The sequence below is a fragment of the Actinomyces sp. AC-20-1 genome (assembly GCF_023369555.1).
In the GTDB taxonomy this organism is placed as follows: domain Bacteria; phylum Actinomycetota; class Actinomycetes; order Actinomycetales; family Actinomycetaceae; genus Actinomyces.
On record NZ_JACJVC010000019.1, the window covers coordinates 1 to 23905 of the forward strand.

Consider the following 23905-nt stretch of genomic DNA (forward strand, 5'->3'; position numbering starts at 1 on the left):
GGGGCGCTCGGTGCCGCGCGGGGCCCGGGCGGGGGTCTCATCGGTGCGGGCGGCCTCGCCGCCACGGCTGGGCTCCGCGGTGCGGGCGGCCTCGCCGCCACGGCCGGAGTCTCCGGCACGGGGGGACGCGCCGCCGTCGCGGATGGCGGCGATGAGCTCGCTCTTGCGCAGGCGGGAGGTGCCCTTGAGCCCCATGGAGGCGGCGAGCTTCTGCAGCTCGGCCAGGCGCATGGTCGAGAGGGAGGCGTGGGAGGTCTCGGTCACGAGTGTCCTTCTGTGTGCTGCCGGGGAGCGCCGGCGGACGCCGGTGCGGTCCGGGATGCCGTCCGGTGACGGCATCGACGTGGTGGGGACTCCCCCGGAGGCGTTCACGGGGGTCAGTCGTGCAGCTCGGGGTGACGGAGGGGCTGGTGGCCGGGGCTCCGGTCCTCCTGCGGCTGCAGGCGGCGGTGCGGTGCGATCCGCAGGGCCGTCGGTGCCACTGTAGCAGCGAGTCGGGCTGCGTCGAGAGCCCAGACCGGTGCCGTGGCCCACGCGGTCCCACGCACCGGCCTCGCCGCCCGTCGAGGCCGGTGCGTCACCCACGGGCCGGCAACGACGGGGCAGCACTGGCGTGCCTGCGGCCCGGCCGGCCGCACGGCTACCCGGGTGGCACGCTCATGGGGATCGGCAGTACGCACCACCCGCGTGATTCCACGGTTTCCAGACTCGACCAGGTTGTGTCCCGCGGCTCCCATGTGCATGAGCACCTCTCACGCACATGGGAGCACGGGCACCCTGTCCGACGTCAGCGCACGCCCCCTGGGACACCAACGAGAACCCCGGGTACCCATGAGCACCAGGACACGTTGAGCGTGCCACCACCGCACCGGCCACCGGCCCGCGGGGCCTCAGCGCGGGCAGGACCGTGCCGGGTGTCAGCGACGGCGGCCGAGGAGGGCGTCCATGGGGGTGAAGTCGCTCATGGCGTCCACGGGCGCCTGGCGCGGGAAGCGGTCGATGTAGCGGGCCAGCTCCTCGCCGGCCCGGGTGATGCGCTCGGCGAGCGGCGCGGTGCCGTCGCGACCCGCACCGCCCTCGTCCCAGGCGGCGCCGAAGTCCTCGCTGGCGGCGAAGACGGCGAGGGTCGTCGGCACGGCCCTGAGGTGGGCGAAGAGGGGACGCATGGCGCTCTCGGTGACGAGCGAGTGGCGGGCGGTGCCCGCGGTGGCGCCCATGAGGACGGGCGCCGCGCGCAGGGTGCCCTCGGGCAGGATGTCGATGAAGGACTTGAACAGGCCGGAGTAGGAGGCCTGGAAGACGGGGCTGACGGCGATGACGCCGTCGGCCCCGGCGAGCGCGTCGACGGCTTCGCGCAGGGTCTGGCTCATGGGCCCGCCGACGCTGGCCAGGGCGATGTCGGCGGCGAGCGGCCTGAGGGCGACGGGGGTGACGCTGGCCAGGCGCGAGGTGCTCTCGAGGGCGGTGCGCGTGGCGGCGGCGAGGCGCTCGGCGAGCATCTGCGAGGTGGAGGGCGTCGAGACGCCGGCGTGGAGCGTCACGAGGTGGGCGAATCGACCCATCTGGGTGTGGTCGTAGGCGTCGGTGCCGTCGGCGTAGGCGGGGGCGCTGACGGGGGCGGCGGTCGAGGTGGTGCCAGCGGGCTCGGTCATGCGTGGGACCTCCGTCCGGTGAGAGGGTCGTAGGTGGCGGCGAGGGCGAAGGGCTCCTCGGCGGGCTGGGGCTCGCCGGTGAGGATGGCGCGGTGGCGCGGGTGGAGCGGGGCGTCGGGGACGTCGGCGGAGCGGTCGGGGCCCTCGAGCTCGGCGCGCAGGGCAGGGACGACCTCGCTGCCCAGCAGCGCGATCTGGTCCAGGACCTCCTCGTGGGGCACGCCGCCCATGTCGAGGACGAAGGCCTGGCGCTGGTAGGGGCCGACGAGCGCGGTGTAGCGCAGGTACTTCTCGACCACCTGCTCGGGGGTGCCGACGGCGAGCGGGGTGTGGGCGGTCATCTCCTCCAGGGAGGCGCCCTGGTAGACGTAGGTGTTGCGGAAGTAGGGCGCGTAGCGCTCGAGAGCCTCCTTCTGGGTGGGGGCGATGAAGACCTGGCCGCCGAGGCCGACGTAGGCCTGCTCGGCGGGTCCGTGCCCGTAGTGCTCGAAGCGCTGGCGGTAGAGGTCGACCATCTGCCTCACGTGGTCGGCGGGCCAGAAGATGTTGTTGTGGAAGAAGCCGTCGCCGTAGTAGGCGGCCTGCTCGGCGACCTGGGGGCTGCGGATGGATCCGTGCCAGACGAAGGGGGCGGTGCCGTCCAGGGGGCGGGGCATGGAGGTGAAGTCGGTGAGCGGGGTGCGGAACTCGCCCTCCCAGTCGACGTTGGTGCGCGCCCACAGGGTGCGCAGCAGGTCGTAGCTCTCGACGGCGATCTCGATGCCTTTGCGGATGTCCTTGCCGAACCAGGGGTAGACGGGGCCGGTGTTGCCGCGCCCCATCATGAGGTCGAGGCGCCCGTCGGCCAGGTGCTGGACGTAGGCGTACTCCTCGGCGAGGCGGACGGGGTCGTTGGTGGTGATGAGGGTGGTGGCCGTCGACAGCAGCAGGGTGGAGGTGCGGGCGGCGACGTGGGCGAGCAGGGCGGCAGGGCTCGAGGGGGCGAAGGGCGGGTTGTGGTGCTCTCCGGTGGCGAAGAAGTCGAGACCGGCCTGCTCGGCGGCCACGGCCATCTCGACGGTGTGGCGGATGCGCTCGTGCTCGCTCGGTGGGCGGCCGGTGGCGGGGTCTGGGGTGATGTCGCCGACGGTGAAGATGCCGAAGTGCATCTTGTGCGGGGCGGTGCGCTGCACAGTATCCATAAGTTGCCTCTCTTCGTGATGAGACAACTATAGGATCAGTTCAGTTGAATTGTGAACTACTTTGATGTGAGACCAGCCCCACACCCGGCCCCTCAGACGAGCCGGGCTCCCTCCAGGTCGATGCCCGGGCGCAGCACCGTCCACCCGTGGCGCTGCAGCGTCGCTCGCGTCTGCTGCGACAGGTCGGCGAGCACGAGCACCGTCGGCCCCGCCCCCGAGATGACCGCCGGGTAGCCCTGCTCGCGCAGGGAGTCCATGACCGCCATCGAGTCCGGCAGGACCGAGCGCCGGTACTCCTGGTGCAGGCGGTCCTGCGTGCCGGCCATGAGCAGGTCCGGGCGGCCCGCCAGGGCGAGCATGAGCACCGCCGCCCGCGAGGTGTTGAACAGCGCGTCCGCGCGCGGCACCGAGTCCGGCAGGACCTTGCGGGCCTCATGGGTGGACAGGCGCGTCGTCGAGGGCGGCACGAGCAGGCTCACCGGCAGGGTGGCGTCCACCGGCATCGGGGCGACGCGGGCGGTGCCGTCCTCCTCGGTCCAGGCGACGGTGGCGCCGCCGTAGACCGCGGGGGCCACGTTGTCCGGGTGCCCCTCGAAGCCGGTGGCGAGCTGGAAGACGAGGTCGTCGTCCAGCAGGTCGGGGCCATTGACCAGGCCCCGGGCCAGCATGAGCCCGGCGACGGCGGCGCAGGCCGAGGAGCCCATCCCACCGCCGTGGGGGATGCGGTTGACGCAGCGCATCTCGAAGCCCGCCTGGGGTGCGCCGACGGCGTCCAGCCCGGCGCGCAGGGCCCGCACGACGAGGTTCGAGTCGTCCGTGGGGACGGTGCCCGCACCGACGCCCTCGACGGTGACCGTCGTCGGGCCGGTGACCGGGCGGACGGTGACCTCGTCGTAGTAGCGGAAGGCCATGCCGAAGGAGTCGAAGCCCGGCCCCATGTTCGCGGTGGTGGCGGGCACCCGCACCGCGGCGGACTCGTGCGACAGACGGATGCTCACTCGCCCTCCACGCGTTGGATCGAGACGACGGCGAGGACCCGCCCCTCCGAGCGCAGGGCCTCGACGGCGGCGTCGAGGCGGGTGACGGCGGCCGGGTGGGTGACGATGGTGACGACCGCCTGGTCCCCGCCGACGTAGGCGCTCTGGCGCACCGAGTTGATGGAGACGCCGTTGGCGGCGAAGGCGGCGGCCACCGCGGCCAGCGAGCCCGGCTGGTCGTCCACGCGCAGCTGGACCTGGTAACGGGTGACGGCGGCCTCGGGGCCGAGCACCGGCAGGTCCGCGTAGGAGGACTCGCGGGGCGCCTGGCCGCCGTTGACGCGGTGCGCCGCGGCAGCCACGACGTCGGACAGGACGGCGGAGGCGGTGGGGGCCCCACCGGCGCCCTTGCCGTAGAACATGAGCCGGCCGGCGGACTCGGCCTCGACGAGCACGGCGTTGAAGGCGCCGTGGACGCTGGCCAGCGGGTGGTCGGCGGGCACGAGGGCCGGGTGGACGCGCACGCTCACGCCCTCGGCGTCCTCGGGGCCGTCAGAGCCGTCGGGGCCGTCGGTGAGCGCGACGCGCTGGGCGATGGCCAGCAGCTTGATCTCGCAGCCGGAGGCGTGGGCCTCGCGGATGTCCTCGGCGGTGACGGAGCGGATGCCCTCGACGGTGACGTCGTCCATGCCCACGCGGGTGTGGAAGGCGAGGGAGGCGATGATGGCGGCCTTGGCGGCGGCGTCGAGGCCGTCGACGTCGGCGGTGGGGTCGGCCTCGGCGTAGCCCAGCTCCTGGGCCGTGGCGAGGGCGGCCTCGAAGCTCAGGCCCTTCGTGCTCATCTCGTCGAGGATGTAGTTGGTGGTGCCGTTGACGATGCCGAGCACGCTGGTGACGCGGTCGCCCGCCATGGACTCGCGCAGCGCGTAGACGACGGGGATCGCCCCGGCGACGGCGGCCTCGTAGTAGAAGTCGACGTCGGCGGCGGCAGCGGCGGCGTAGAGCTCGGGGCCGTGGGCGGCGATGAGGGCCTTGTTGCCGGTGATGACCGAGGCGCCGGCGCCAAAGGCGGCGAGGATGAGGGTGCGGGCGGGCTCGATGCCGCCGATGAGCTCGATGACGATGTCGTTGCCGGTGGCGACGGCGGTGGCGTCGTCGCTCAGCAGCGCGCGCGGCACGGCCGGGTCGCGGGGCGCCGCGAGGTCGCGCACGGCGATGCCCGTGACCTCCAGGCGGGCGCCGCTGCGGGCGGCGAACTCCTCCGCCTGCTCGCCCAGCAGGCGCACGACCTGCGTGCCGACGGTGCCGGAGCCGAGGACGCCGACCTTGAGCACGGGGCGCGAGGCCGGGGACGCGGGGGCTGCGGACGGGGCCTGCTGGGACATGGGACCACCTTGATCTCGTGCGGCGGACGGGGCGGGGCCAGCATAGACGGGGCCGCTGACACGCTGCGCGGGCGTCCCGCCGCCACGGCGGGACCCTACGGACCGAGGGACAACACGGCTTGACCATTACTGAGAACCGCTCCTATGTTAGGTGCGCCTATCCTGAGTCGAGGTGCCCTGAGGCCGCTCCCGCCGCCCCGACCGACACCCCGCCTACCCGAGGTCACCATGAGCACCACGCCCGAAGCCCCGCCCACCATCCGCGTCTCCGCCCGCTCCGGGCTGCGCGACTCCGTGCTGGGCACCCGCAACCTCATGACGGTGGCCGCCCTCGGCGTCGTCGGCTCCCTGGTCATCGTGCCCCTGACCTACGTGTCCGTCGTCGTCGCCGTCAACCCCCGCGGCATCCTCATCATGTGCGCCCTCATGGGCGCCTGGATGGTGCCCTACCTGCTGCCCGGCGTCATCGTCAACAAGCCCGGCGCCTTCGCCGTCGCCGGCCTCGTCATGGGCGTCATCGCCGCCTTCCTCACCCCGCAGGGCCCCACCGCCATCCTGGGCAACGTCCTCGGCTCGCTCTTCGTCGGGGCGCCCGTCGCCCTCCTCCTCTACCGGCGCTGGACCTGGTGGGTCTACCTGCTCTCCGGCGTCGTCTTCGGCGGCATCAACGCCTCGCTCTACTCGACGGGCTTCCACATCGCCCTCACCACCCAGGAGACCGTCACCGGCGTCATCCTGGCGGTCCTGTCCTGCTGGGCCGCCGTCGGCGTGTGCCTGCTGCTGCGCCGGGCCCTGGAGCGCACGGGCCTGGCCGTCTCCCGATGAGCACGGCCCCCGCCGTCGCCACCCTCCAGGGCGCCGCCGTCCAGTACGCCCGCACCAGCAGCTGGGTCCCCCAGGGCACCACCCTCAGCCTGCGCCCGGGCACGACGACGCTCCTGCTGGGCCCCTCCGGCTGCGGCAAGTCCACCCTCACCCGGCTCCTGCCCGGGCTCGTGCCCCACTGCCTGCCCTCCGCCTACCGCGGCTCGGTGCGGGTCTGCGGGCAGGAGGTCGCCGACGCCGAGGTCTCCCACCTGGCCGGCACCGTCGCCGTCGTCATGCAGGACCCCGACGCCCAGGTCGTCACCACCAGCGTCCTCGACGAGGTCTGCTACGCCCTGGAGAACCTGTGCGTGCCCGCCCCGGACATCGAGCCGCGCGCCCGCCGGGCCCTGGCCGACGTCGGCCTGTCCGGCCGGGAGGCCACGAGCCCCTGGGAGCTGTCCGGCGGGCAGCGCCAGCGCCTCGTGCTCGCCTGCGCGCTGGCCCAGGCACCGTCCCTGCTCGTCCTGGACGAGCCCACCGCCAACCTCGACCCGGCCGCCACCGCCGCCTTCTTCCGCCTCCTGCCCCGCGTCCAGGCCCGCGGGGCGGCCGTCCTCGTCGTCGAGCACGACCTCGACGACGTCATCGAGCACGTCACCCACGTCCTCGCCCTGGGTCCCGACGGCGACACCCTCGCCTGCGGCCCCACCCACCGGGTCCTGGCCCACCACGGGCGCGCGCTCGCCCGCGCCGGGGTGCGCCTGCCCTCGGCCACCCGCCTGGGCCACCGGCTCCAGGACGCCGGGCTCACCGCACCCGCCGACCGCGCCGGGGACGACGACATCGTCGCGCTCACGCTCGCCGACGGCGCCCGCCTGCTCGCCGCGGCCCGCCTCCCCCAGCCCCCGCCGCGCGGGACCGCCGTGCCCGCCTCCGCCCACCCTGCCCTCGAGGTCCGCGACCTCGACGTCCCACGCGGACGGCGCGGGCGCCGTCGGACGGTCCTCACCGGCGTCAGCCTCACCCTCGCCCCCGGCCAGGTCCTCGCCGTCACCGGGGCCAACGGCTCGGGCAAGACGACCCTCCTGCGCGCCCTCGCCGGGCTCGAGCCCTGGACCGGCGGCAGCGTCGCCGTCGCCGGGCGCCGGCGCCGTCCGGGCGTGCCCGGCCCCGAGGTCACCCTCGTCGCCCAGAACCCCGAGCACCAGCTCCTCGAGCGCACCGTGGCCGACGAGCTCGCCCACGGCCTGCGCCTGGCGGGCGCCGACGAGCAGGAGGTGCAGCGCTCGGTCAGCGAGCGCCTGGAGCGCTTCGGGCTGTCCGAGCGGGCCGGGGTCAGCCCCTTCCTCCTGTCCGGCGGCCAGCAGCGGCGCCTGTCGGTGGCCTCCGTCCTGGGACGGCGCCGGGACCTCATCTGCCTCGACGAGCCCACCTTCGGCCAGGACCAGCACAGCTGCGACGCCCTCATGGCGCTGCTGCGCTCCATCGCCGACGAGGGCACCGCCGTCGTCCTCACCACCCACGACATGGGGCTCGTCGCCGAGCACGCCGACCGCGTCCTCGTCCTGGCCGACGGCCGGGCCCTGGCCCAGGGCAGCCCCGAGGAGGTCCTGTCCGACGCGCCGCTGCTGGCGCGGGCCGGGCTCACGCCCCCGCCGCTGGTGCGCATGCGCGCGCTCGCCGTCGCCACGGGCGCGACCGTGCCCCCGCTCACCCGGTGGGAGGACCTGCCGTGACCAGGCACCCCGTCGGCTTCGACCCGCTGTCCCCCTTCACCGCCCTCCTGCCCCTCATGGTGCTCACCGCCCTCATGGCCACGCCCCAGGTCCCGGTCCTCGTCCTGGCCGTGGGCACGCTCCTGCTCCTCGTCGCCGACCCGCGCCGCGGCGCCCTCGCCGCGCTCACCGTCCTGGCGGTCGCCTGCGTCATCGGGGCGTCCCTGGCGCTCAGCGCCCCCATCGAGCGGGTGGGCGCCTCCGAGACCGTCCTGGCCCTGGGGTCGCTCGAGCTGCAGCGCAACCAGCTGCTCGCCGGCGTGCGCCTGGGCTGCAAGCTCGGCTCCATCATGTCCCTGTGCGTGCTCACGGGCCTGCTCTCGCGCCCGGAGGACCTGCTGCGCGCCCTCACCACCCACCTGCGTGTGCCCTACCGCGTGGCCTACGCGGGCGTCGCCGCCATCAGCTTCCGCCAGCGCCTGGCCGCCGAGTACCGGGTGGTCAAGGAGGCGCACGCCCTGCGCGGCACCCGCGCGCCCCTGCCCGTGCTGCGCCCTCTCGTGCGGGCGTGGACGGCCGTTCCGGCCCTGACCGCCGGGGCCGTGCGCCACGCCGAGCGGGTGGCGGCCTCCATGGACGCGCGCGGCTTCGGCGCCTACCGCGAGCGCACCGAGCGTCACCGGCCGCGCTGGCGGCGGCGCGACACCGTCCTCGTCCTGACCGGCTGGGCCCTGGCCGCCTGGCTGGCCCTCCCCTTCGCCGACGGCGGCCTCGTCCTCCACGACATCTAGCAACCACCCGCCCCCTGACCCCGGGAGACCCCATGACCACCACCACCCGCGCCGACGACGTGCCCCACGCGGCCTCGGCCGGACCCCGCCCGCAGGCGCCCGGCGCCGGCGCGAGCACCGCGCCGCCCGTCACCCTGAGGCAGGTCCTGGCCCCCGTCACCGGCAAGATCGCCCTCACCACGCTCGCCGGCGTCATCGCCTCCGGCTTCTCCCTCCTGCCCGCCGTGGCCGTCACCGCGCTCGCCGAGGGGGCCGTCACCAGCACCCTCACGGCACGGGCCGCCTGGCTGTGGCTGGGTGCCGTCGTCGTCGGCCTCACCCTGGGCCACCTCATCGCGATGTCCTCCACCGGCTGGGCGCACGACGTCGAGAGCGCCTTCCGCACCGAGCTGCGCCTGAGGATCGCCCGGCACCTGTCACGGCTGCCCCTGGGCTGGCACACCAACGAGTCCTCGGGGCGCACCAAGGTGCTCATCACCGAGGACACCACCGCCATCCACTCGCTCATCGCCCACTTCGGCACCGACCTGGGCACGGCGCTGGGCGGGATCGTCCTGGGCTTCGCCTACCTGTTCACCCGCTCGTGGCAGCTCGCCGCCGTCCTGCTGGTGTGGATGGTCCTGCTCCTGGTCCTCACGGCGACGGCGATGGCCCTGTCCCAGGGGACCATCAACGAGGACTACCTCGAGGGGATGAAGAAGGTCGGCTCCTCCACCGTGGAGATGGTGGACGGCATCGCCACCGTCAAGGCCTTCGGCCTGGCCGGCACCGTCTTCCGCCGCTTCGACGACGCCCTCGACCAGTACACGGACGCCGCCTACCGCTACATGAAGGGGCCCGGCCGGCCCATGGCCCTGCTCGGGGCCCTCATCTCCCCCGCCGGGATGCTCGTGCCCGTCCTGCTCGCCGGGGCGTGGATGGCCGGGCACGGCATCGTGCGCCCCGTCGACCTGCTGCCCTTCCTGCTCGTCGGCATCGGCCTGCCCAGCGGGCTCGTCAGCCTCGTGTCCCTCGTCAACCAGGTGACGCTCGGCGTCGAGGCCGCCGGACGGCTCGGCGCCCTCCTGTCCGAGCCGGTCCTGGCCGAGCCCGAGCACCCCGCCCCGGTCCGCAGGGACGCGGGCGGCGGCGTCAGCGTCGAGCTCGACCACGTGTCCTTCCGCTACGGTGCCCGCGACGGCGAGGAGCCCCTGCCCCTGGCGGTGGACGACGTGAGCCTGCGCCTGGAGCCGGGCACCGTCACCGCCGTCGTCGGCCCCTCCGGCTCCGGCAAGAGCACCCTCGTGCGGCTCATCGCCCGGTTCTGGGACGTCGAGTCCGGCAGCGTGCGGGTCGGCGGCACGGACGTGCGCGAGACCTCCAGCGCCGACCTCCTGTCCCACCTGGGGCTCGTCCTGCAGGAGGGCGGGACCCTGGCGGACACCGTGCGCGCCAACATCGCCCTGGGGCGCCCCGGAGCCACGGACGCCGAGGTGGAGGCCGCCGCCCGGGCCGCCCGGGTCCACGAGCGCGTCATGGAGCTGCCTCAGGGCTACGACACCGTCCTCGGATCCGAGGGCGCCCACCTGTCCGGCGGGGAGCGCCAGCGCGTCGCCCTGGCCCGCGTGTTCCTCGCCGACGCCCCCGTCCTCCTGCTGGACGAGGCCACCGCCCAGGCGGACGCCCACTCCGAGCGCGAGATCCAGCAGGCGCTGGCACGGCTCGCGGCCGGGCGCACCGTCCTGGTCATCGCGCACCGCCTGTCCACCGTCGTGGACGCCGACCAGGTCCTCGTCATGGACCACGGCCGCCTCGTCGAGCGCGGCACGCACACCGGGCTGCTCGCGCAGGGCGGCCTGTACGCCGAGATGTGGAGGGCACAGCAGTGATCCGTCGTCTTCAGAGGTGCCTGGGCACCACCAGCAACCTCGTGCCCCTCATGACGGCGCACGTCGTCGCCGGCGCGCTCCAGGGCGTCAGCCTCGTGCTCCTCGTGCCCTTCCTGCGCGCCTTCCTGGCGGGTGAGCCCAGTGGCGGCTGGCTGGCCGCCGTCGTCGCGACCGCCCTGCTCGGGCTCACCGTCTCCTGCGTCGCCACGGTGCGCTCCTACGCCATCGCCTGCTACGACGTGTGCGGCAGCCTCGTGCGCACCCTGGGCCACCGGGTCCAGCAGCTGCCCCTGGGGTGGTTCACCTCCGCCACCACCGGGCAGGTCGCCACCGCCGTCTCACGCGACACGGCCAACCTGTCCCACCTGCCCTCCATCGCCCTGCCCCAGATCGCCTCCATGAGCGGCAGCGCGGCGGTCATCGGCCTCAGCGCCCTGCTCATGGAGTGGCGGATGGGGCTGGCGCTCCTGCTGGCCCTGCCCGGCACCCTGCTGTGCCTGCGCTGGCTGCGGCGGGCCGTGCGCGGCGAGTTCGCCACCTCGCAAGCCGCCGCCGAGGCGCTGGGCGCCCGCCTGCTGGAGTTCAGCCGGCTCCAGGCGGTCCTGCGCGCCACCGGGGCGGCCGGCGGCACCGGGACCGGGACGGCCGGCGACGCACCGGCCGGCGGCCGCGACGGCGCCACCTGGGGGCCGCTGGAGGCGTCCCTGAGGGAGGACCACGCGGCTGCGCACCGCGCCCAGCACGCCAAGGGTCCGGCGGGGCAGGCCTTCCACACCTGGGTGGAGGCCGGCGTCGTCGCCAGCCTGACGGTGGGCCTGTACCTCCTGCTGGGAGGGTCCCTCGACCCGGCCGTCTTCATCGCCCTGGCCCTCATGGCCATCCGCTTCGCCGAGCCGGTCGGCATGCTCGCCTTCTACGTCGACCCCCTTCACCAGTCCGACGTCGCCCTGGAGCGGATCGAGTCGATCCTGGGCGCCCCGGCCCTGCCCGAGCCCGAGGCGGAGAGGGCGACCTCGCTCCGGCCGGCCGCCGGGGGCGGCCTGGACGTGAGCCTGGAGCACGTGACCTTCGGCTACGTGCCTGGCCGTGACGTCATCCACGACGTCACCCTCACCTTCCCGGCCCGCTCCGTCACCGCCCTCGTGGGCCCCTCCGGCTCCGGCAAGTCGACGCTCACCCGGCTCGTGGCCCGCTTCTGGGACGTCTCCAGCGGGACGGTGCGCGTGGGTGGCGCTGACGTGCGCGACCTGCGCACGCAGGACCTCATGGCGCAGGTGTCGATGGTCTTCCAGGACGTCTACCTCTTCGACACCACCATCGAGGAGAACGTGCGCATCGGGCGCGCGGACGCCACCGACGAGCAGGTGCGGGCCGAGGCCGAGCGGGCGGGCCTGAGCGAGGTGGTCGAGCGCCTGCCGCACGGGTGGGCGACCCAGGTCGGGGAGGGAGGCTCCTCCCTGTCCGGGGGCGAGCGCCAGCGCGTGGCCATCGCGCGGGCCTTCCTCAAGGACGCGCCCGTGCTGCTGCTCGACGAGGTCACGAGCGCCCTGGACGGCGTGAGCGAGGCCGGGGTGACCCGGGCGATGGAGGAGCTGAGCCAGGGGCGCACGGTGCTCGTCATCGCGCACCGCCTGTCGACGATCCGCCGTGCGGACCGGATCGTCGTCCTCGTGGACGGGGCCGTCGAGGCCGTGGGCACGCACGACGAGCTCTACGACGCGGGCGGCACGTACCGCCGCTTCTGGGACGACCAGAGCGCGGTGGACCGTTGGAGGCTCGTGGGCTCGGGGGCCTGAGCGGCCCTGCGGCAGGGGTGGTGGAGCCTACTCCCCCTCGAGGGCGATGAGGTCCTCCACCGTCTCGGGGCGCAGCACCCAGCCCTGGCGGCCGTCACGCACCCAGGCGACGCCGGGGCGGGTGAACATGTTGTAGTTGCTGGCCATGGAGCGCCCGTAGGCGCCCACCGCGGGCACCGCCAGCACGTCACCGACCGCCAGGTCCGCGGGCAGGTCCACGTCGCGCACGACGATGTCGCCGCTCTCGCAGTGCTTGCCGACGACGCGCGCACGGGTGAGGCCCGCGGCGGGGTCCGGGTGGCGGTTGGCGACGAGCGCCGTGTAGGCGGCCTCGTACAGGGCGGGGCGGATGTTGTCGCTCATGCCACCGTCGACGCTCACGTACAGGCGCGAGGCGCCGGCGTCGAGGGCGACGCGCTTGAGCCCGGTGACCGTGTAGAGCATGACCGTGGAGGGCCCGGCGACGCTGCGGCCGGGCTCGATGGACACGTGCGGGACCGGGTCGCCAAGGGCGGTGCACAGCTCGCGCACGGTCTCGGCGAGGGCGCGTGCCACCTGGGCCGGGCTGGGGGGCACGGGGTCCGCCCCGGTGTAGGCGATGGCGTAGCCGCCGCCCAGGTCCAGCTCCTGGGCGAGGACGCCCGTGGCGGCGGCGACCTCGTGGCGCAGGGTGAGCACGACGCGGGCGGCCTCACGGAAGCCGGTCAGGTCCATGATCTGGGAGCCGATGTGGGAGTGCAGGCCGGTGAGCTCGAGCTCGGGCGCGGCGATGACCGCGTCGATCGCCTGCCGGGCGGTGCCGGCGTGGACGGACAGGCCGAACTTCTGGTCCTCGTGGGCGGTGGCGATGAACTCGTGGCCGCCGGCGTGCACGCCGGTGGTCAGGCGCACCATGACCCGGCCCCTCTCGTCAGGGCTGTAGAGGCCGCTGGCGCGCAGGTCGCGCACGGCGCGCGCGGCGAGCTCGACCTCCTCGAGGGAGTCCAGGACGAGGTGACCGACGCGGTGGATGAGGGCGACGGCGATCTCGGCCTGTGTCTTGCCGTTGCCGTGCAGGCCCAGGCGGGTGGAGTGTGCGGTGGCGTCCTCGCCGTCGACGGCCTGCAGGGCGGCCAGGGAGACGGCGAGCTCACCGCGGCTGGCGGTGTCGATGCCCATGCCCTCCTCGAGGACCCACTGGGCGACCCTGGTGGTGAGGAAGGCCTTGCCGGCGTAGAAGGCCTGCCCCCCGGCCATGCCGTAGCCGGGCCAGAACTCCTCGTGCATGGCCGCGGACCAGGAGGCGGCGCGGCCGCGCAGGTCCGCCTCGTCGAGGACGAAGACGGGGGTGGGGGCGTCGTCGAGGACCTGGGTGAGGTGGCGCCCGCCGAGGGTGAGGGCGCCGTCGGGGCCGCGGCTCACGGTGCAGGGCCACAGGTCGGGGCGCTCACTGGGCTCGGGGGCGACGAGGCTGCCCAGGGGCGCCTCCCCGGTGGGCACGGTGGGCCCGGCGGGGACTGCGGACCCGGCGCCGGGGGCGGGCGGCTGGGCGGCGGGGGTCTGGCCGGGGGCGCTCACATGCGCTCCGGGGCGCTGACGCCCAGCAGGGCGAGGCCGTTGGCGAGCACCTGGGAGACGGCGTCGTTGAGCCACAGGCGGGCCACGTGGCCGGCGTCGACCGGGTCGTCGCCGCGCGGGGTGACGCGGGTGGCGGCGTACCAGGTGTGGTAGGCGCCGGCCAGCTCCTCGAGGTAGCGGGCCACCCGGTGCTGCTCGCGCATGCTCGCCGCCTGGGCGACGACGGCCGGGAACCGGGCGAGGGCGCCCAGCAGCGCGGAGTCGGCGGGGGTGTCGAGGGCAGCGGGCTCGAAGCCCGCCTCGCGGCTCACACCGTGCTCGGCGGCGTTGCGGGCGACGTTGCGGGTGCGGGCGTGGGCGTACTGGACGTAGTAGACGGGGTTCTCGTTGGACGCCGAGGACAGCAGGTCGAGGTCGATGTCGATCATCGAGTCCATGGAGGCGCGGGCGAGCGAGTAGCGGGCGGCGTCGACGCCGACGGCGGCCACCAGGTCCTCCAGGGTGACGATCGTGCCGGCGCGTTTGGACATGCGCACGGGCTCGCCGTCCTTGACGAGGTTGACGAGCTGGCCGATGAGGATCTGCATGTTGACGCCGGGCTCGTCGCCGAAGGCGGCGCACATGGCCATCATGCGGCCGATGTAGCCGTGGTGGTCCGCACCCAGCAGGTAGATGGCGCAGTCGGCGCCGCGCGAGCGCTTGTCGAGGTAGTAGGCGACGTCACCGGCGAAGTAGGCGGCGTTGCCGTCGGACTTGGTGAGGACGCGGTCCTTGTCGTCCCCGAAGTCGGTGGTGCGCAGCCAGGTGGCGCCGTCGCGCTCGACGATCATGCCGCGCTCGCGCAGGCGCTCGATGGCGCGGTCGACGGCGCCCGAGGCGTGCAGGGAGTCCTCGTGGAAGAAGACGTCGAAGTCGGAGCGGAAGGCGTGCAGCTCGGCCTTGACGGCGTCGAACATGAGGTCGACGCCGCGTGAGCGGAAGACCTCGGTGGCCTCGTCGTCGGGCAGGGTGGCCGGGTCGGGGCGGGCGGCGGCGAGCTCGTCGGCGGTGACGGTGGCGGCGATCTCGGCGATGTAGCTGCCGCCGTAGCCGTCCTCGGGGGTGTCCTCGCCGCGGGCGGCTGCGAGCAGGGACCGGGCGAAGCGGTCGATCTGGGTGCCGTGGTCGTTGAAGTAGTACTCGCGGGTGACCCTGGCGCCGCACGCGGCCAGGACGCGGGCGAGGGAGTCGCCGACGGCGGCCCAGCGGGCGCCGCCGAGGTGGACCGGGCCGGTGGGGTTGGCGGAGACGTACTCGAGGTTGACGCTCTGGCCCGCGAGGGAGTCGTTGCGGCCGTAGGCCTCGCCGGCCTCGACGATGGTGCGGGCGAGCTCGCCGGCGCTGGCGGCGTCGAGGCGGATGTTGAGGAAGCCGGGGCCGGCGACCTCGACGGAGGCGACGCCGTCGAGAGCGGCCAGCCGGGGGCACAGGAGCTCGGCCAGGGCGCGCGGGCTGGTGCCGGCCCTCTTGGCGAGCTGCATGGCGACGTTGGTGGCCCAGTCGCCGTGCTCGCGCGAGCGCGGGCGCTCGACCTTGGGCAGGGGCACCTCCTCGACGGGGAGGTTGAGGGTGCCGTCGCCGGCGGCGGCGAGGAGGACGGTGCGGATCGCGTCAGCGAGCTCTTCGGGGGTCACGGGCACAGGGTAGCGGAGGGGCGCGACGGGTATCCGCGGCGGACTGCCGAGGGGGATGGAGCACGGTTGGGTACAGCCCACTTGCGGAGAGGGGCAGGGACGGCAGCCGTCCCAGGGGATCCCGACTCACTCCGCTTATATCCCCGCTTGCGCGAGGTAGACGTGACACCACGACAGCACACGGGGTCATCCCCGCTGACGCGAGGGTGTGCCACCAATCGGATCCTCAGAAGTCTATTGCGCGCGCCGCACCATCGCCGTTACGATCATGCACGTCGAGCGACGTTACCTCGACAACACACATTCATATATCGCTCACATACTCCACACTCACTAGAAACCGAGGACGGGGAAGGAGAAGACATGCAACGTGCCGAGATGATCCTGCAGCTCATCCACGCTCTCGTGGCACTGACGACGCTTGCGACGAGCGTCCTGAAGCCTTGACCCCTTCTCAGCTGTCTGAGGCTTGGCAGCACATGCAGCCGCGTCCAGAGCCCAGGACATCCAGCTGAGGCGTCTCCTACATGCCCCTGAGCTCCAGACCAGCCGTAACCACCCCCATTCAAGATGAGGAGACCGGCACAACAACCCACACGGGTCACCCCTCTCACGACATAATCACCCCACCCACGCCTCCGATGAAGGAGTCCCATGTCCCTGTCCGGACGGGCGGCATCAGTCTGGGCGAAGTCCGGCTACGACCCGGAGCGCCGCCGTTGGCTTCCCCTGTGGCTGCACCTGCTCGACGCCGCCGCCGTCGCCGACCACCTCGCACGCACCTGGTTGGCGCCCACCATCAGCGACCTCATCGAGCGTGAGCTCACGGGCTCGGAGTCAGGCCTGTCCCCCACCGAGGAGTTCTGCCTCCTCGCCTCCTGGCTGGCAGGGGTTCACGACATCGGCAAGTGCACGCCGGCATTCTGCGTGCAGGTGCCCAGCCTCGACGACAAGATGCGCGAGGCGGGCCTCACCCACACGACGATCGACCCCAAGGAACGGTTGAAGGCCCCGCACGCCCTGGCGGGACAGCAGATCCTGCAGGACTGGCTCCTCGACCACCACGGCTGGGAGGTAGAGCCCGCCGATGCCCTCGCCTCCGTCGTCGGCGCCCACCACGGCATCCCACCGACGGCCGTAGCGCTCCGCGAGCTCTACGGTCGCGAGCACCTGCTCGGTGAGGGCGTCTGGGAGGACACCCGGGCGGAGCTGCTCGACCTTGTGACCGAGCGGACCGGCGCCGGGCCCCTCCTGGCCCACTGGTCACGGCGGCAGTGGTCGCAGCCCTTCCTCGTCGAGCTGTCCGGCCTCGTCATCGTCGCCGACTGGATCTCCTCCTGCGAGGACTACTTCCGCCTGCTTCCCCTCGACGACGACGGTCTCGGTCTTCTTCCCGCGCAGGTCCATGCCGACCGGTGCGCACAGGGCGTTTCTCGTCTGGAGATCCCGACGCCGTGGCGGCCCCACGACAACGGCGACGACGCCGACGACCTGCTCACCTCTCGCTTCGCCCTGCCTGAGGGTGCCCGCGCCACCGAGATCCAGAGACGCGCCGTCGAGGCCGCCCGCACGATGGACCTGCCGGGGCTGCTCATCGTCGAGGACTCGACAGGTGGGGGAAAGACCGAGGCCGCCGAGCTGGCCGCGGAGATCCTCGCCGCCAGGACCGGCCGCTCGGGGGTTCTCTTCGCCCTGCCGACCCAGGCGACGACAGACGCGATGTTCCACCGCAGCCTCAGCTGGCTCGAGAGGATCGAGGCCACCTACGCCTCCAACGGCGCGCCCTCGGCCTTCGCCGTCAGCCTTCAGCACGGTCGTGCCCGTCTCAATGAGGAGGCTCGCCGGTTGCGTCGCCGGGGCTGGGAGATCCATGACCGGCTCCTCGGTTCCCTGGGCGGAGAGGACAGCGGAGACGCGGAGAGCACCGGACTGCCTCGTCCGAGGGATGTCAGCCGGGACGAGGACGCGGCCCGGATCCGCCGCACGACGGCGGAGGAGGCCTCTCGCCGTGCCGACGTGGCGATCCTCGCCTGGTTCAGCGGCCGGAAGAAGTCCATGCTCTCCGACTTCGTCGTGACGACCGTTGACCACCTGCTGTTCGGGGCGATGCGCTCCCCGCACCTGGCGATGCGCCACCTGGGCCTGTCGCGCAAGGTCGTCATCGTGGACGAGGTGCACTCCTACTCCACGTACATGAACGTCTACCTGGACCGGGCGCTGACCTGGCTCGCTGCCTACGGTGTGCCCGTCATCCTGCTGTCGGCGACGCTGTCCGAGGCACGCTGCTCGGCGATGGTGGACGCCTACCGCAGGGGGCTCACGCTGGCCTCCGGGGAACGCGTCCCCACAACGCCGGCTCCTCAGCCGGTCCGCACACCCTTCCCCTGTCTCGTCACCGCCGGCCGCGAGCGCACGGAGGTCCTGCCCGCCTCATCGGCGGGGCGCCGCTCCACGGTGCGGCTGGAACGTCTGGGCAGGGACGGCCTGCTGCCACTGCTGCAGGAGAGGCTGGCCGACGGCGGCTGCGCGCTCGTCGTGCGCAACACGGTGCGCCGGGCCCAGGAGACCTACGAGCAGCTGCGCGAGGTGTTCGGTGAGGAGGTGGGGCTCAACCACGCAAGGTTCACCATCGGGGACCGGCAGGCGAAGGACGCAGACCTGCTCAGGCGCTTCGGGCCTCCGCGGTCCCGTCCTCAGCGCCCGCACCGGGCGGTCGTCGTCGCCACCCAGGTGGTCGAGCAGTCCCTCGACATCGACTTCGACCTGCTGGTCACGGACCTCGCACCCGTCGATCTGGTCATCCAGCGGCTGGGACGCCTCCACCGCCACGAGCGTCCTCGGCCGACGCGGTTGGCGGAGCCCGTCTGCTACGTCGACTGGCTGCCGTCTGCGCGGTCGGCCAAGCCATCCCTGGAACCGGGCGCCAAGGCGGTCTACGGGGAGGAGGACCTCCTGCGCAGTGCCGCCGCCCTCGACCGGGTCATCATGAACCGTCGCACGGTGACGACGCCCGACGACGTCCACGGGCTCATCGAGGCCGTGTACGGCAGCGAGGGCGTGGTTCCGGCGGCGTGGGAGGAGGCCCTCGTCTCAGCCCGCCGCACGGCGGAGGAGAAGGCGCAGGAGAAGGAGGACGCCGCACGGGGGTTCCTTCTCGAGGCGCCCTCACGGGCGGGTACCGATACCTCTCTCGTGGGGTGGCTGCACACGGCGGCCTCCGACAGCGAGGAGAGGGGACGGGCTCAGGTGCGCGACGGCGAGGACTCGCTGGAGGTCATCCTGCTTGAGCGCCGCCGCGTCGGCGGGCAGGAGGAGCTGAGGACGCTGCCCCACGCGCCCGGGGCACCGGCCGCGATCGTTCCCCATGACCGTGTTCCGGATCGGCAGGTCGTGCGCGCCATGGCGATGTCTGCCGTCCGCCTGCCTCCCCGGCTCAGCAACCCTCGCGTCATCGACAGGGTCATCACTGAGCTCGAGATTCATGTCGTACCCGCCTGGCAGAGTGATCGTGAGCTCGCGGGGCAGCTCTTCCTCGTCCTGGAGGACGGCCGCGCCGAGCTCGCAGGCGTCGTTCTCGAGTACTCCTCGTCCACCGGTCTCAAGGAGGTCCCATCAGCATGAGTCCGCACTTCAATCTTCTCGACGAGCCGTGGATCCGGGTGACCCGTCTGGACGGCGAGTCCGACGAGGTCTCCCTCCTCACCCTGTTCCGGGAGTCTGAGGACATCGAGGGGATCCACGGGGAGATCGCCAGCCAGGACGTCGCGATCCTGCGGCTCCTCCTCGCGATCTGCCACCGGACCATGGGAGGCCCGGAGGACCTGGCGACGTGGAGGGGGTACTGGCAGACACCGGGTCGCCTGGGCGCGGACGCCTGCGACTACCTGAAGCACTATCGCGACCGCTTCGACCTGCGTGCCCCTGAGCGTCCCTTCTTCCAGGTGGCGGGGATCCACTCCGCCTCGGGAAAGACGTCGGGGCTCGAGTCCCTCATCGCCGACGTCCCCAACGGCAGCCCCTTCTTCACCACTCGTATCGCCGACGGCCTGACCTCCGTCAGCTGGGCGGAGGCAGCTCGGTGGCTCGTCCACGTCCACGCCTTCGACCCCTCCGGCATCCGTTCCGGCGCCGTCGGCGACCCACAGGTCAACGGAGGCAAGGGCTACCCCATCGGCCCGGGCTGGACCGGTCAGATCGGGGTCATCACAGTTACAGGCAAGAGCCTGGAGAGGACGCTCCTGCTCAACACCGTGGTCTGCTCCGTGACGCCCGGGCTCACCGAGGTCGACCCGATGCTGGACCTGGCTCCATGGGAGCGGGACCCGGACGGTCCCGCAGGGTCGGCCTCGGTGCAGCCGACCGGTCCGGTCTCCTGCTACACGTGGCAGACCCGGCGGGTTCTTCTCCATGGTGACGACGCGAGTGTCACGTCTCTCTTCCTCGGCAACGGGGACAAGGCGACACCGCAGAACCGGTACCTCGTCGAGCCGTTGACCGCCTGGCGCTACTCCGAGCCTCAGACGAAGAAGAAGCACGGGGCCACCGTGTACATGCCGCGCAAGCTGCCCACGGACCGCGCCTTCTGGCGTGGCCTGTCCACCCTGGTCGCGCAGCTGAGCCCTTCAGTGCAGGTCAAGCACGCGGGCGAAGTGACACGCTACCGTCCTCCCGGTGTCGTCACCTTCTACGAGGAGCTGATGCACCGGCGGATGGTGCCCCTCTCAGGGCTGCTGCCACTGCGTGCGACCGGGATCGCGTACGGCAGCAACGAGTCAACTGTTGCCGAGCTCGTTGATGATGTCCTGTCCCTGCCAGCAGGTCTTCTCGACCCATCCAATATGCGGCTCATCACAGTGGTCAAGGACGCTATGGAGGAGAGCGAGCAGGTCGCAAGCGTCGTCCGCAACCTGGCATCGAATCTGGACCGTGCCGGTGGCGGCAGCCCCGACACCGGCACGGCGGCTCGTCAACGCGCTGGTGCTGCTTTCTACCAGGTCATCGATGAGCGGTTCCCCCGTTGGCTCGCCTCCCTCGACGAAACAGACCCGGAGGCCGCCCGCAACGAGTGGCGCGAGCTTCTACGCCAGGAGGCGTACAAGCAGCGTGACGTTCTGACCTCTCAGTCGCCGGAGACCGCGTTCGCCGGTCGTGGTGAGGGAAGCAACCGGATGGATGTGAGCCGGGCCCTGTTCTTCTTCACCCGTTCCCTCGGGCTGGTCCTTCCCTCACCTCAACAGGACACCCCACCCGCCGGTTCACCAGAAAGGACAACCGCATGACGACACCGGACACAACCGGCGCCTCCACCGCCGAGGAGCGCGGGCCATCTGCACCCAGAGGCTCACGGCGACTGGGAGCTGCCGGCCGCCTGGTCGAGGAGCGGATTCGTGGCCCACGTGTGCGACTCCAGGACAGGTACGTAGATGACGTTCCCTCAGGTCGAGCAGACATGGCGGCACTCAGAGCGGCAGCTGCCAAGGCCCCTGGGCAGAGCCCCGAGATCTGGCACCTCACCTCAGTCCCGGGGACGGATGGTGCCGGTGACGAGCCGACGCGAGAGGAGTGGGCCGTCCACACCGCCATGACCCTCTACGCTGTCCACCAGCAGTCCCGGACGGAACGCATGTTCCAGCCCGGGCGTGGACTCGGTCACGCCGCACGCCAGCTCATCGGCTCACCGGATGACGAGAACCCCTCCGCCAGGACACGATTCAACGCCCTGGTCACCTCAACGACCGTCGCTGAGCTGCGCCACCACCTGCGAAGCCTCGTCTCCCAGCTGCGGTCGAAGAGCATCACCCTCGACTACGCCATGCTCGCCGACGACCTCGTGCTCTTCCAGGATCCTGGCCGGGCCAAGGACGTCCGCCTGCGCTGGTCCCGCCAGTACGCCTTCCTCCCCACAGACCAGGACGCCTCCGACGCGTCCACGGGCTCCCACTCCGCTTCCCCGTCCGCACCTACCTTGGAGAACTGACTATGAGCACCTACGTCGACATCCACGTCATCCAGTCCGTCCCGCCGTCATGCGTCAACCGTGACGACTCCGGCTCGCCCAAGTCCGCCCAGTACGGCGGCGTGCGACGCCTGCGCGTGTCCAGCCAGTCCTGGAAGCGGGCGACCCGCTTGTTCTTCAATGACCGTCTTGACGCCTCCGACGTCGGCATGCGAACCAAGCGAGTTGTTGAGGTTCTTGCCGCCAGGATCACCGAACGGGCCCCGGAGCTGTCCGAGTCCGCGGTCGCACTGGCCGAGGAGGTCTTCAAGGCGGCCAAGATCAAGCTCTCCCCCCCACGCGGTAGGAAGGACGCGCCGCAGGAGTCCGGCTACCTCCTGTTCCTGTCCACCAGCCAGGTTGACCGCCTGGCCGGCCTCGCCATCACCTCATCCCGTGAGGGCCAGGCTCTCGACGCGAAGGCGGTGAAGAAGGTCTTCAAGGAGACGAACTCCGTCGATATCGCCCTCTTCGGACGGATGGTCGCTGACGACACCGACCTCAACGTTGACGCTGCCTGCCAGGTCGCGCACGCCATCTCCACCCACGCCGCGGAGAACGAGTACGACTTCTTCACCGCCGTGGACGACGAGAAGGACCGCTCTGAGGAGGAGGACGCCGGTGCCGGCATGATGGGCACCGTGGAGTTCTCCTCGGCCACGATGTACCGCTACGCCACGGTCAACCTGGACATGCTCGTGGAGAACCTGGGCAGCGGCGAGGCGGCACTGCGCGCGCTGGAGGTCTTCGTCCAGGGCTTCTGCCTGTCCATGCCGACAGGCAAGCAGAACACCTTCGCCAACCACACCCTGCCGGAGGCCATCGTCGTCTCAGTGCGTGAGGACCAGCCGGTCTCCCTCGTCGGGGCCTTCGAGAAGCCTGTGCGCGCCAACGAGAGCAGCGGCTATCTCACCGCTTCTCTCGAGGCCCTGTCCGCTCACGCCAGGACCATTGAGGACAACTATGGTCTGCGCCCCCGTGTAGGCCTCGTCGTGTCCCTCCAGGACTCCGACGCCGTCTCGGCGCTGGGTGAGCGGGTCTCCTTCGCTGACCTGTCGGGGCGCGTTCGTGATGCGGTGGCGCCTCTCGTCATCGCCGAGGAGCAGGATTCATGACCGTCCTGCTGCTGCGGCTCGCGGGGCCGATGCAGGCATGGGGTGTGAGGTCGCGGTTCACTGAGAGGCGCACCGAGCTGGCTCCCTCGAAGAGCGGTGTCATCGGGATGCTGGCGGCCGCGGTCGGACGCCGTCGGACGGACCCTGTCGAGGACCTGCTCACCCTGCGCTTCGGGGTCCGCAAGGACCAGCCGGGCACCGTCATCCGCGACTTCCACACGGCGCGGACGCTCGACGGCAAGGACTCGATGCCCCTGTCGACCCGTTACTACCTCGCCGACGCCGTCTTCCTCACTGGGATCGAGGGAGACCGGGAGCTGTTGTCGGGGCTCGATGAGGCTCTGCGGCATCCGGTCTTCCCCCTCTACCTGGGCAGACGCTCCTGCCCACCGACCCACCCGGTCTCCCTCGGGCTGCGTGAGACGGATCTGCTCGACGCGCTCAGCTCGGAGCCGTGGCAGGCGTCGGAGTGGTTCCGCAAGCGCCACCGCTCCGCGCTGCCTTTCGCTGCTGAGCTTCTCGTGGACCAGGAGTCCGTGTCCGTTGAGGAGCGTGGGGACTTCTACGGTGTCCGGGACGTCCCCGTGTCCTATGACCCTCGTAGACGCGACTACGGCTTCCGGAACGTCGAGCGTCGCTTGGTTCCGGTGGGACCGACGCAGGAGGACCCGCACGACCCGATGGCTGCGGTCGAGGAGGCGAAGCCGTGTTCCTGACGAAGATCACTCTCGACCCGAGTCGTCGCCTGGCACGCAAGTACCTCGGTTCGCCGCAGGTCATGCACGCCGTCGTCCTCAAGGCCAGCGGCGGTGGCGGGACTGATGGTCCTGGGCGCGTCCTGTGGCGTGTGGACCAAGGGCAGACGACGTCGTTGTACGTGCAGTCTCCCCAGGCTCCCGACTGCGCGCAGATCCTCGAGGAGGCGGGCCTCCCGGGGAGCCAGGCGCAGACGCTCGACTACGAGCCCTTCCTCGCACGGCTGTCCGAGGGGCAGTTGTGGGGGTTCCGGCTCACGGCCAACCCGTCACGTGCCATCTCCCAGGGTCCCGGGGTGCGGGGAAAGCGCAGTGGTCACGTCACCGTTGAGCAGCAGCGGCAGTGGCTCATCACTCGAGCCCCAGGCCTCGGTTTCGATCTTGTCCCTGCCAGCAACGACGATGAGTCGGGCTCATTGCTCACCGTTGTCAGGCGAAATCGTCCGGTCTTTGGTCGGGAGAACCCGTACCAGGGGGGACGTGACCGCGTGACGATCAACCAGACGGTCTATGAGGGTGTGCTTCAGGTGAGGGATGTTGACATGCTCCGCCGCTCACTCGTCGCCGGGATCGGCCGGTCCAAGGCATACGGATGTGGGCTCATGACCCTTGCGCGTGACCGACGAGGGTGAGCCAGG

General features: G+C 72.1%; 18 protein-coding genes. 11 read left to right on the plus strand and 7 right to left on the minus strand.

All coding sequences use genetic code 11. The features are described from left to right. From H6X67_RS09880 to H6X67_RS09900, 5 genes are all read right to left on the minus strand, one after another. Positions 1-264: Rho termination factor N-terminal domain-containing protein (locus tag H6X67_RS09880; RefSeq protein ID WP_249435518.1), on the minus strand; the 264-nt coding region annotated here is incomplete at its 3' end. Between the two features lie 653 nt (positions 265-917). Beyond that, positions 918-1652 (minus strand): CE1759 family FMN reductase, encoded by a 735-nt coding sequence (locus H6X67_RS09885; protein WP_249369526.1) that lies wholly within the window; start codon positions 1650-1652, stop codon positions 918-920. Continuing rightward, on the minus strand, positions 1649-2833 hold the full coding sequence (locus H6X67_RS09890) for a CE1758 family FMN-dependent luciferase-like monooxygenase (RefSeq protein WP_249369528.1): 1185 nt from the start codon (positions 2831-2833) through the stop codon (positions 1649-1651). Before H6X67_RS09890 ends, H6X67_RS09885 begins: the two co-directional genes overlap by 4 nt. Positions 2834-2925: 92 nt before the next feature. After that, positions 2926-3825, minus strand: a complete 900-nt coding sequence (gene thrB / locus H6X67_RS09895; protein WP_249369534.1) for a homoserine kinase — start codon at positions 3823-3825, stop codon at positions 2926-2928. A gap of 2 nt (positions 3826-3827) precedes the next feature. Beyond that, complete coding sequence (locus tag H6X67_RS09900; RefSeq protein WP_249375592.1) at positions 3828-5195, minus strand: homoserine dehydrogenase; 1368 nt, start codon at positions 5193-5195, stop codon at positions 3828-3830. A 228-nt stretch (positions 5196-5423) separates the two neighbouring features. Here H6X67_RS09900 and H6X67_RS09905 point away from each other — a divergent pair, with 228 nt between their 5' ends. From H6X67_RS09905 to H6X67_RS09925, 5 genes are read left to right on the plus strand one after another with little or no spacing between them, the layout of a single operon-like run. Continuing rightward, entirely contained in the window at positions 5424-6020 is a 597-nt protein-coding gene (locus tag H6X67_RS09905; RefSeq protein WP_249369532.1) for an ECF transporter S component, read from the plus strand. Next, entirely contained in the window at positions 6017-7738 is a 1722-nt protein-coding gene (locus H6X67_RS09910) for an ABC transporter ATP-binding protein (RefSeq protein WP_249435519.1), read from the plus strand. Before H6X67_RS09905 ends, H6X67_RS09910 begins: the two co-directional genes overlap by 4 nt. Beyond that, positions 7735-8508, plus strand: a complete 774-nt coding sequence (locus H6X67_RS09915; protein ID WP_249369538.1) for an energy-coupling factor transporter transmembrane component T — start codon at positions 7735-7737, stop codon at positions 8506-8508. Before H6X67_RS09910 ends, H6X67_RS09915 begins: the two co-directional genes overlap by 4 nt. Positions 8509-8540: 32 nt before the next feature. Beyond that, complete coding sequence (locus tag H6X67_RS09920; RefSeq protein ID WP_249375598.1) at positions 8541-10376, plus strand: ABC transporter ATP-binding protein; 1836 nt, start codon at positions 8541-8543, stop codon at positions 10374-10376. Beyond that, positions 10373-12172: an ABC transporter ATP-binding protein gene (locus tag H6X67_RS09925; protein WP_249369776.1), complete on the plus strand. Its 1800-nt coding sequence runs from the start codon at positions 10373-10375 to the stop codon at positions 12170-12172. Before H6X67_RS09920 ends, H6X67_RS09925 begins: the two co-directional genes overlap by 4 nt. Positions 12173-12199: 27 nt before the next feature. Here the strand turns inward: H6X67_RS09925 and lysA are convergent, their stop codons facing one another. Continuing rightward, positions 12200-13651, minus strand: a complete 1452-nt coding sequence (gene lysA, locus H6X67_RS09930; RefSeq protein ID WP_249369780.1) for a diaminopimelate decarboxylase — start codon at positions 13649-13651, stop codon at positions 12200-12202. Positions 13652-13725: 74 nt separating this feature from the next. Continuing rightward, complete coding sequence (argS, locus tag H6X67_RS09935) at positions 13726-15402, minus strand: arginine--tRNA ligase (RefSeq protein WP_249368943.1); 1677 nt, start codon at positions 15400-15402, stop codon at positions 13726-13728. A 654-nt stretch (positions 15403-16056) separates the two neighbouring features. Here argS and cas3 point away from each other — a divergent pair. The 6 genes from cas3 to cas6e are packed head-to-tail and all read left to right on the plus strand — an operon-like array spanning position 16057 to position 23899. Next, positions 16057-19023: a CRISPR-associated helicase Cas3' gene (cas3, locus tag H6X67_RS09940; RefSeq protein ID WP_249368942.1), complete on the plus strand. Its 2967-nt coding sequence runs from the start codon at positions 16057-16059 to the stop codon at positions 19021-19023. Continuing rightward, positions 19020-20681, plus strand: a complete 1662-nt coding sequence (gene casA / locus H6X67_RS09945; RefSeq protein ID WP_249368941.1) for a type I-E CRISPR-associated protein Cse1/CasA — start codon at positions 19020-19022, stop codon at positions 20679-20681. Before cas3 ends, casA begins: the two co-directional genes overlap by 4 nt. Beyond that, positions 20678-21379, plus strand: a complete 702-nt coding sequence (gene casB, locus H6X67_RS09950) for a type I-E CRISPR-associated protein Cse2/CasB (protein ID WP_306468485.1) — start codon at positions 20678-20680, stop codon at positions 21377-21379. The genes casA and casB overlap by 4 nt, the downstream gene beginning before the upstream one ends. Positions 21380-21381: 2 nt before the next feature. Continuing rightward, entirely contained in the window at positions 21382-22512 is a 1131-nt protein-coding gene (gene cas7e, locus H6X67_RS09955; protein WP_249368939.1) for a type I-E CRISPR-associated protein Cas7/Cse4/CasC, read from the plus strand. Next, complete coding sequence (gene cas5e / locus H6X67_RS09960) at positions 22509-23228, plus strand: type I-E CRISPR-associated protein Cas5/CasD (protein WP_249368938.1); 720 nt, start codon at positions 22509-22511, stop codon at positions 23226-23228. Before cas7e ends, cas5e begins: the two co-directional genes overlap by 4 nt. Continuing rightward, positions 23219-23899 (plus strand): type I-E CRISPR-associated protein Cas6/Cse3/CasE, encoded by a 681-nt coding sequence (gene cas6e, locus H6X67_RS09965; protein WP_249368937.1) that lies wholly within the window; start codon positions 23219-23221, stop codon positions 23897-23899. Before cas5e ends, cas6e begins: the two co-directional genes overlap by 10 nt. Positions 23900-23905: the final 6 nt, after the last annotated feature.

Coding starts and splice junctions, on each gene's coding strand:
- H6X67_RS09885 (WP_249369526.1), bottom strand. CDS start 1,652: ATGACCGAGCCCGCTGGCACCACCTCGACCGCCGCCCCCGTCAGCGCC.
- H6X67_RS09890 (WP_249369528.1), bottom strand. CDS start 2,833: ATGGATACTGTGCAGCGCACCGCCCCGCACAAGATGCACTTCGGCATC.
- H6X67_RS09900 (WP_249375592.1), bottom strand. CDS start 5,195: ATGTCCCAGCAGGCCCCGTCCGCAGCCCCCGCGTCCCCGGCCTCGCGC.
- H6X67_RS09905 (WP_249369532.1), top strand. CDS start 5,424: ATGAGCACCACGCCCGAAGCCCCGCCCACCATCCGCGTCTCCGCCCGC.
- H6X67_RS09910 (WP_249435519.1), top strand. CDS start 6,017: ATGAGCACGGCCCCCGCCGTCGCCACCCTCCAGGGCGCCGCCGTCCAG.
- H6X67_RS09920 (WP_249375598.1), top strand. CDS start 8,541: ATGACCACCACCACCCGCGCCGACGACGTGCCCCACGCGGCCTCGGCC.
- cas3 (WP_249368942.1), top strand. CDS start 16,057: ATGTCCCTGTCCGGACGGGCGGCATCAGTCTGGGCGAAGTCCGGCTAC.
- casA (WP_249368941.1), top strand. CDS start 19,020: ATGAGTCCGCACTTCAATCTTCTCGACGAGCCGTGGATCCGGGTGACC.
- casB (WP_306468485.1), top strand. CDS start 20,678: ATGACGACACCGGACACAACCGGCGCCTCCACCGCCGAGGAGCGCGGG.
- cas7e (WP_249368939.1), top strand. CDS start 21,382: ATGAGCACCTACGTCGACATCCACGTCATCCAGTCCGTCCCGCCGTCA.
- cas5e (WP_249368938.1), top strand. CDS start 22,509: ATGACCGTCCTGCTGCTGCGGCTCGCGGGGCCGATGCAGGCATGGGGT.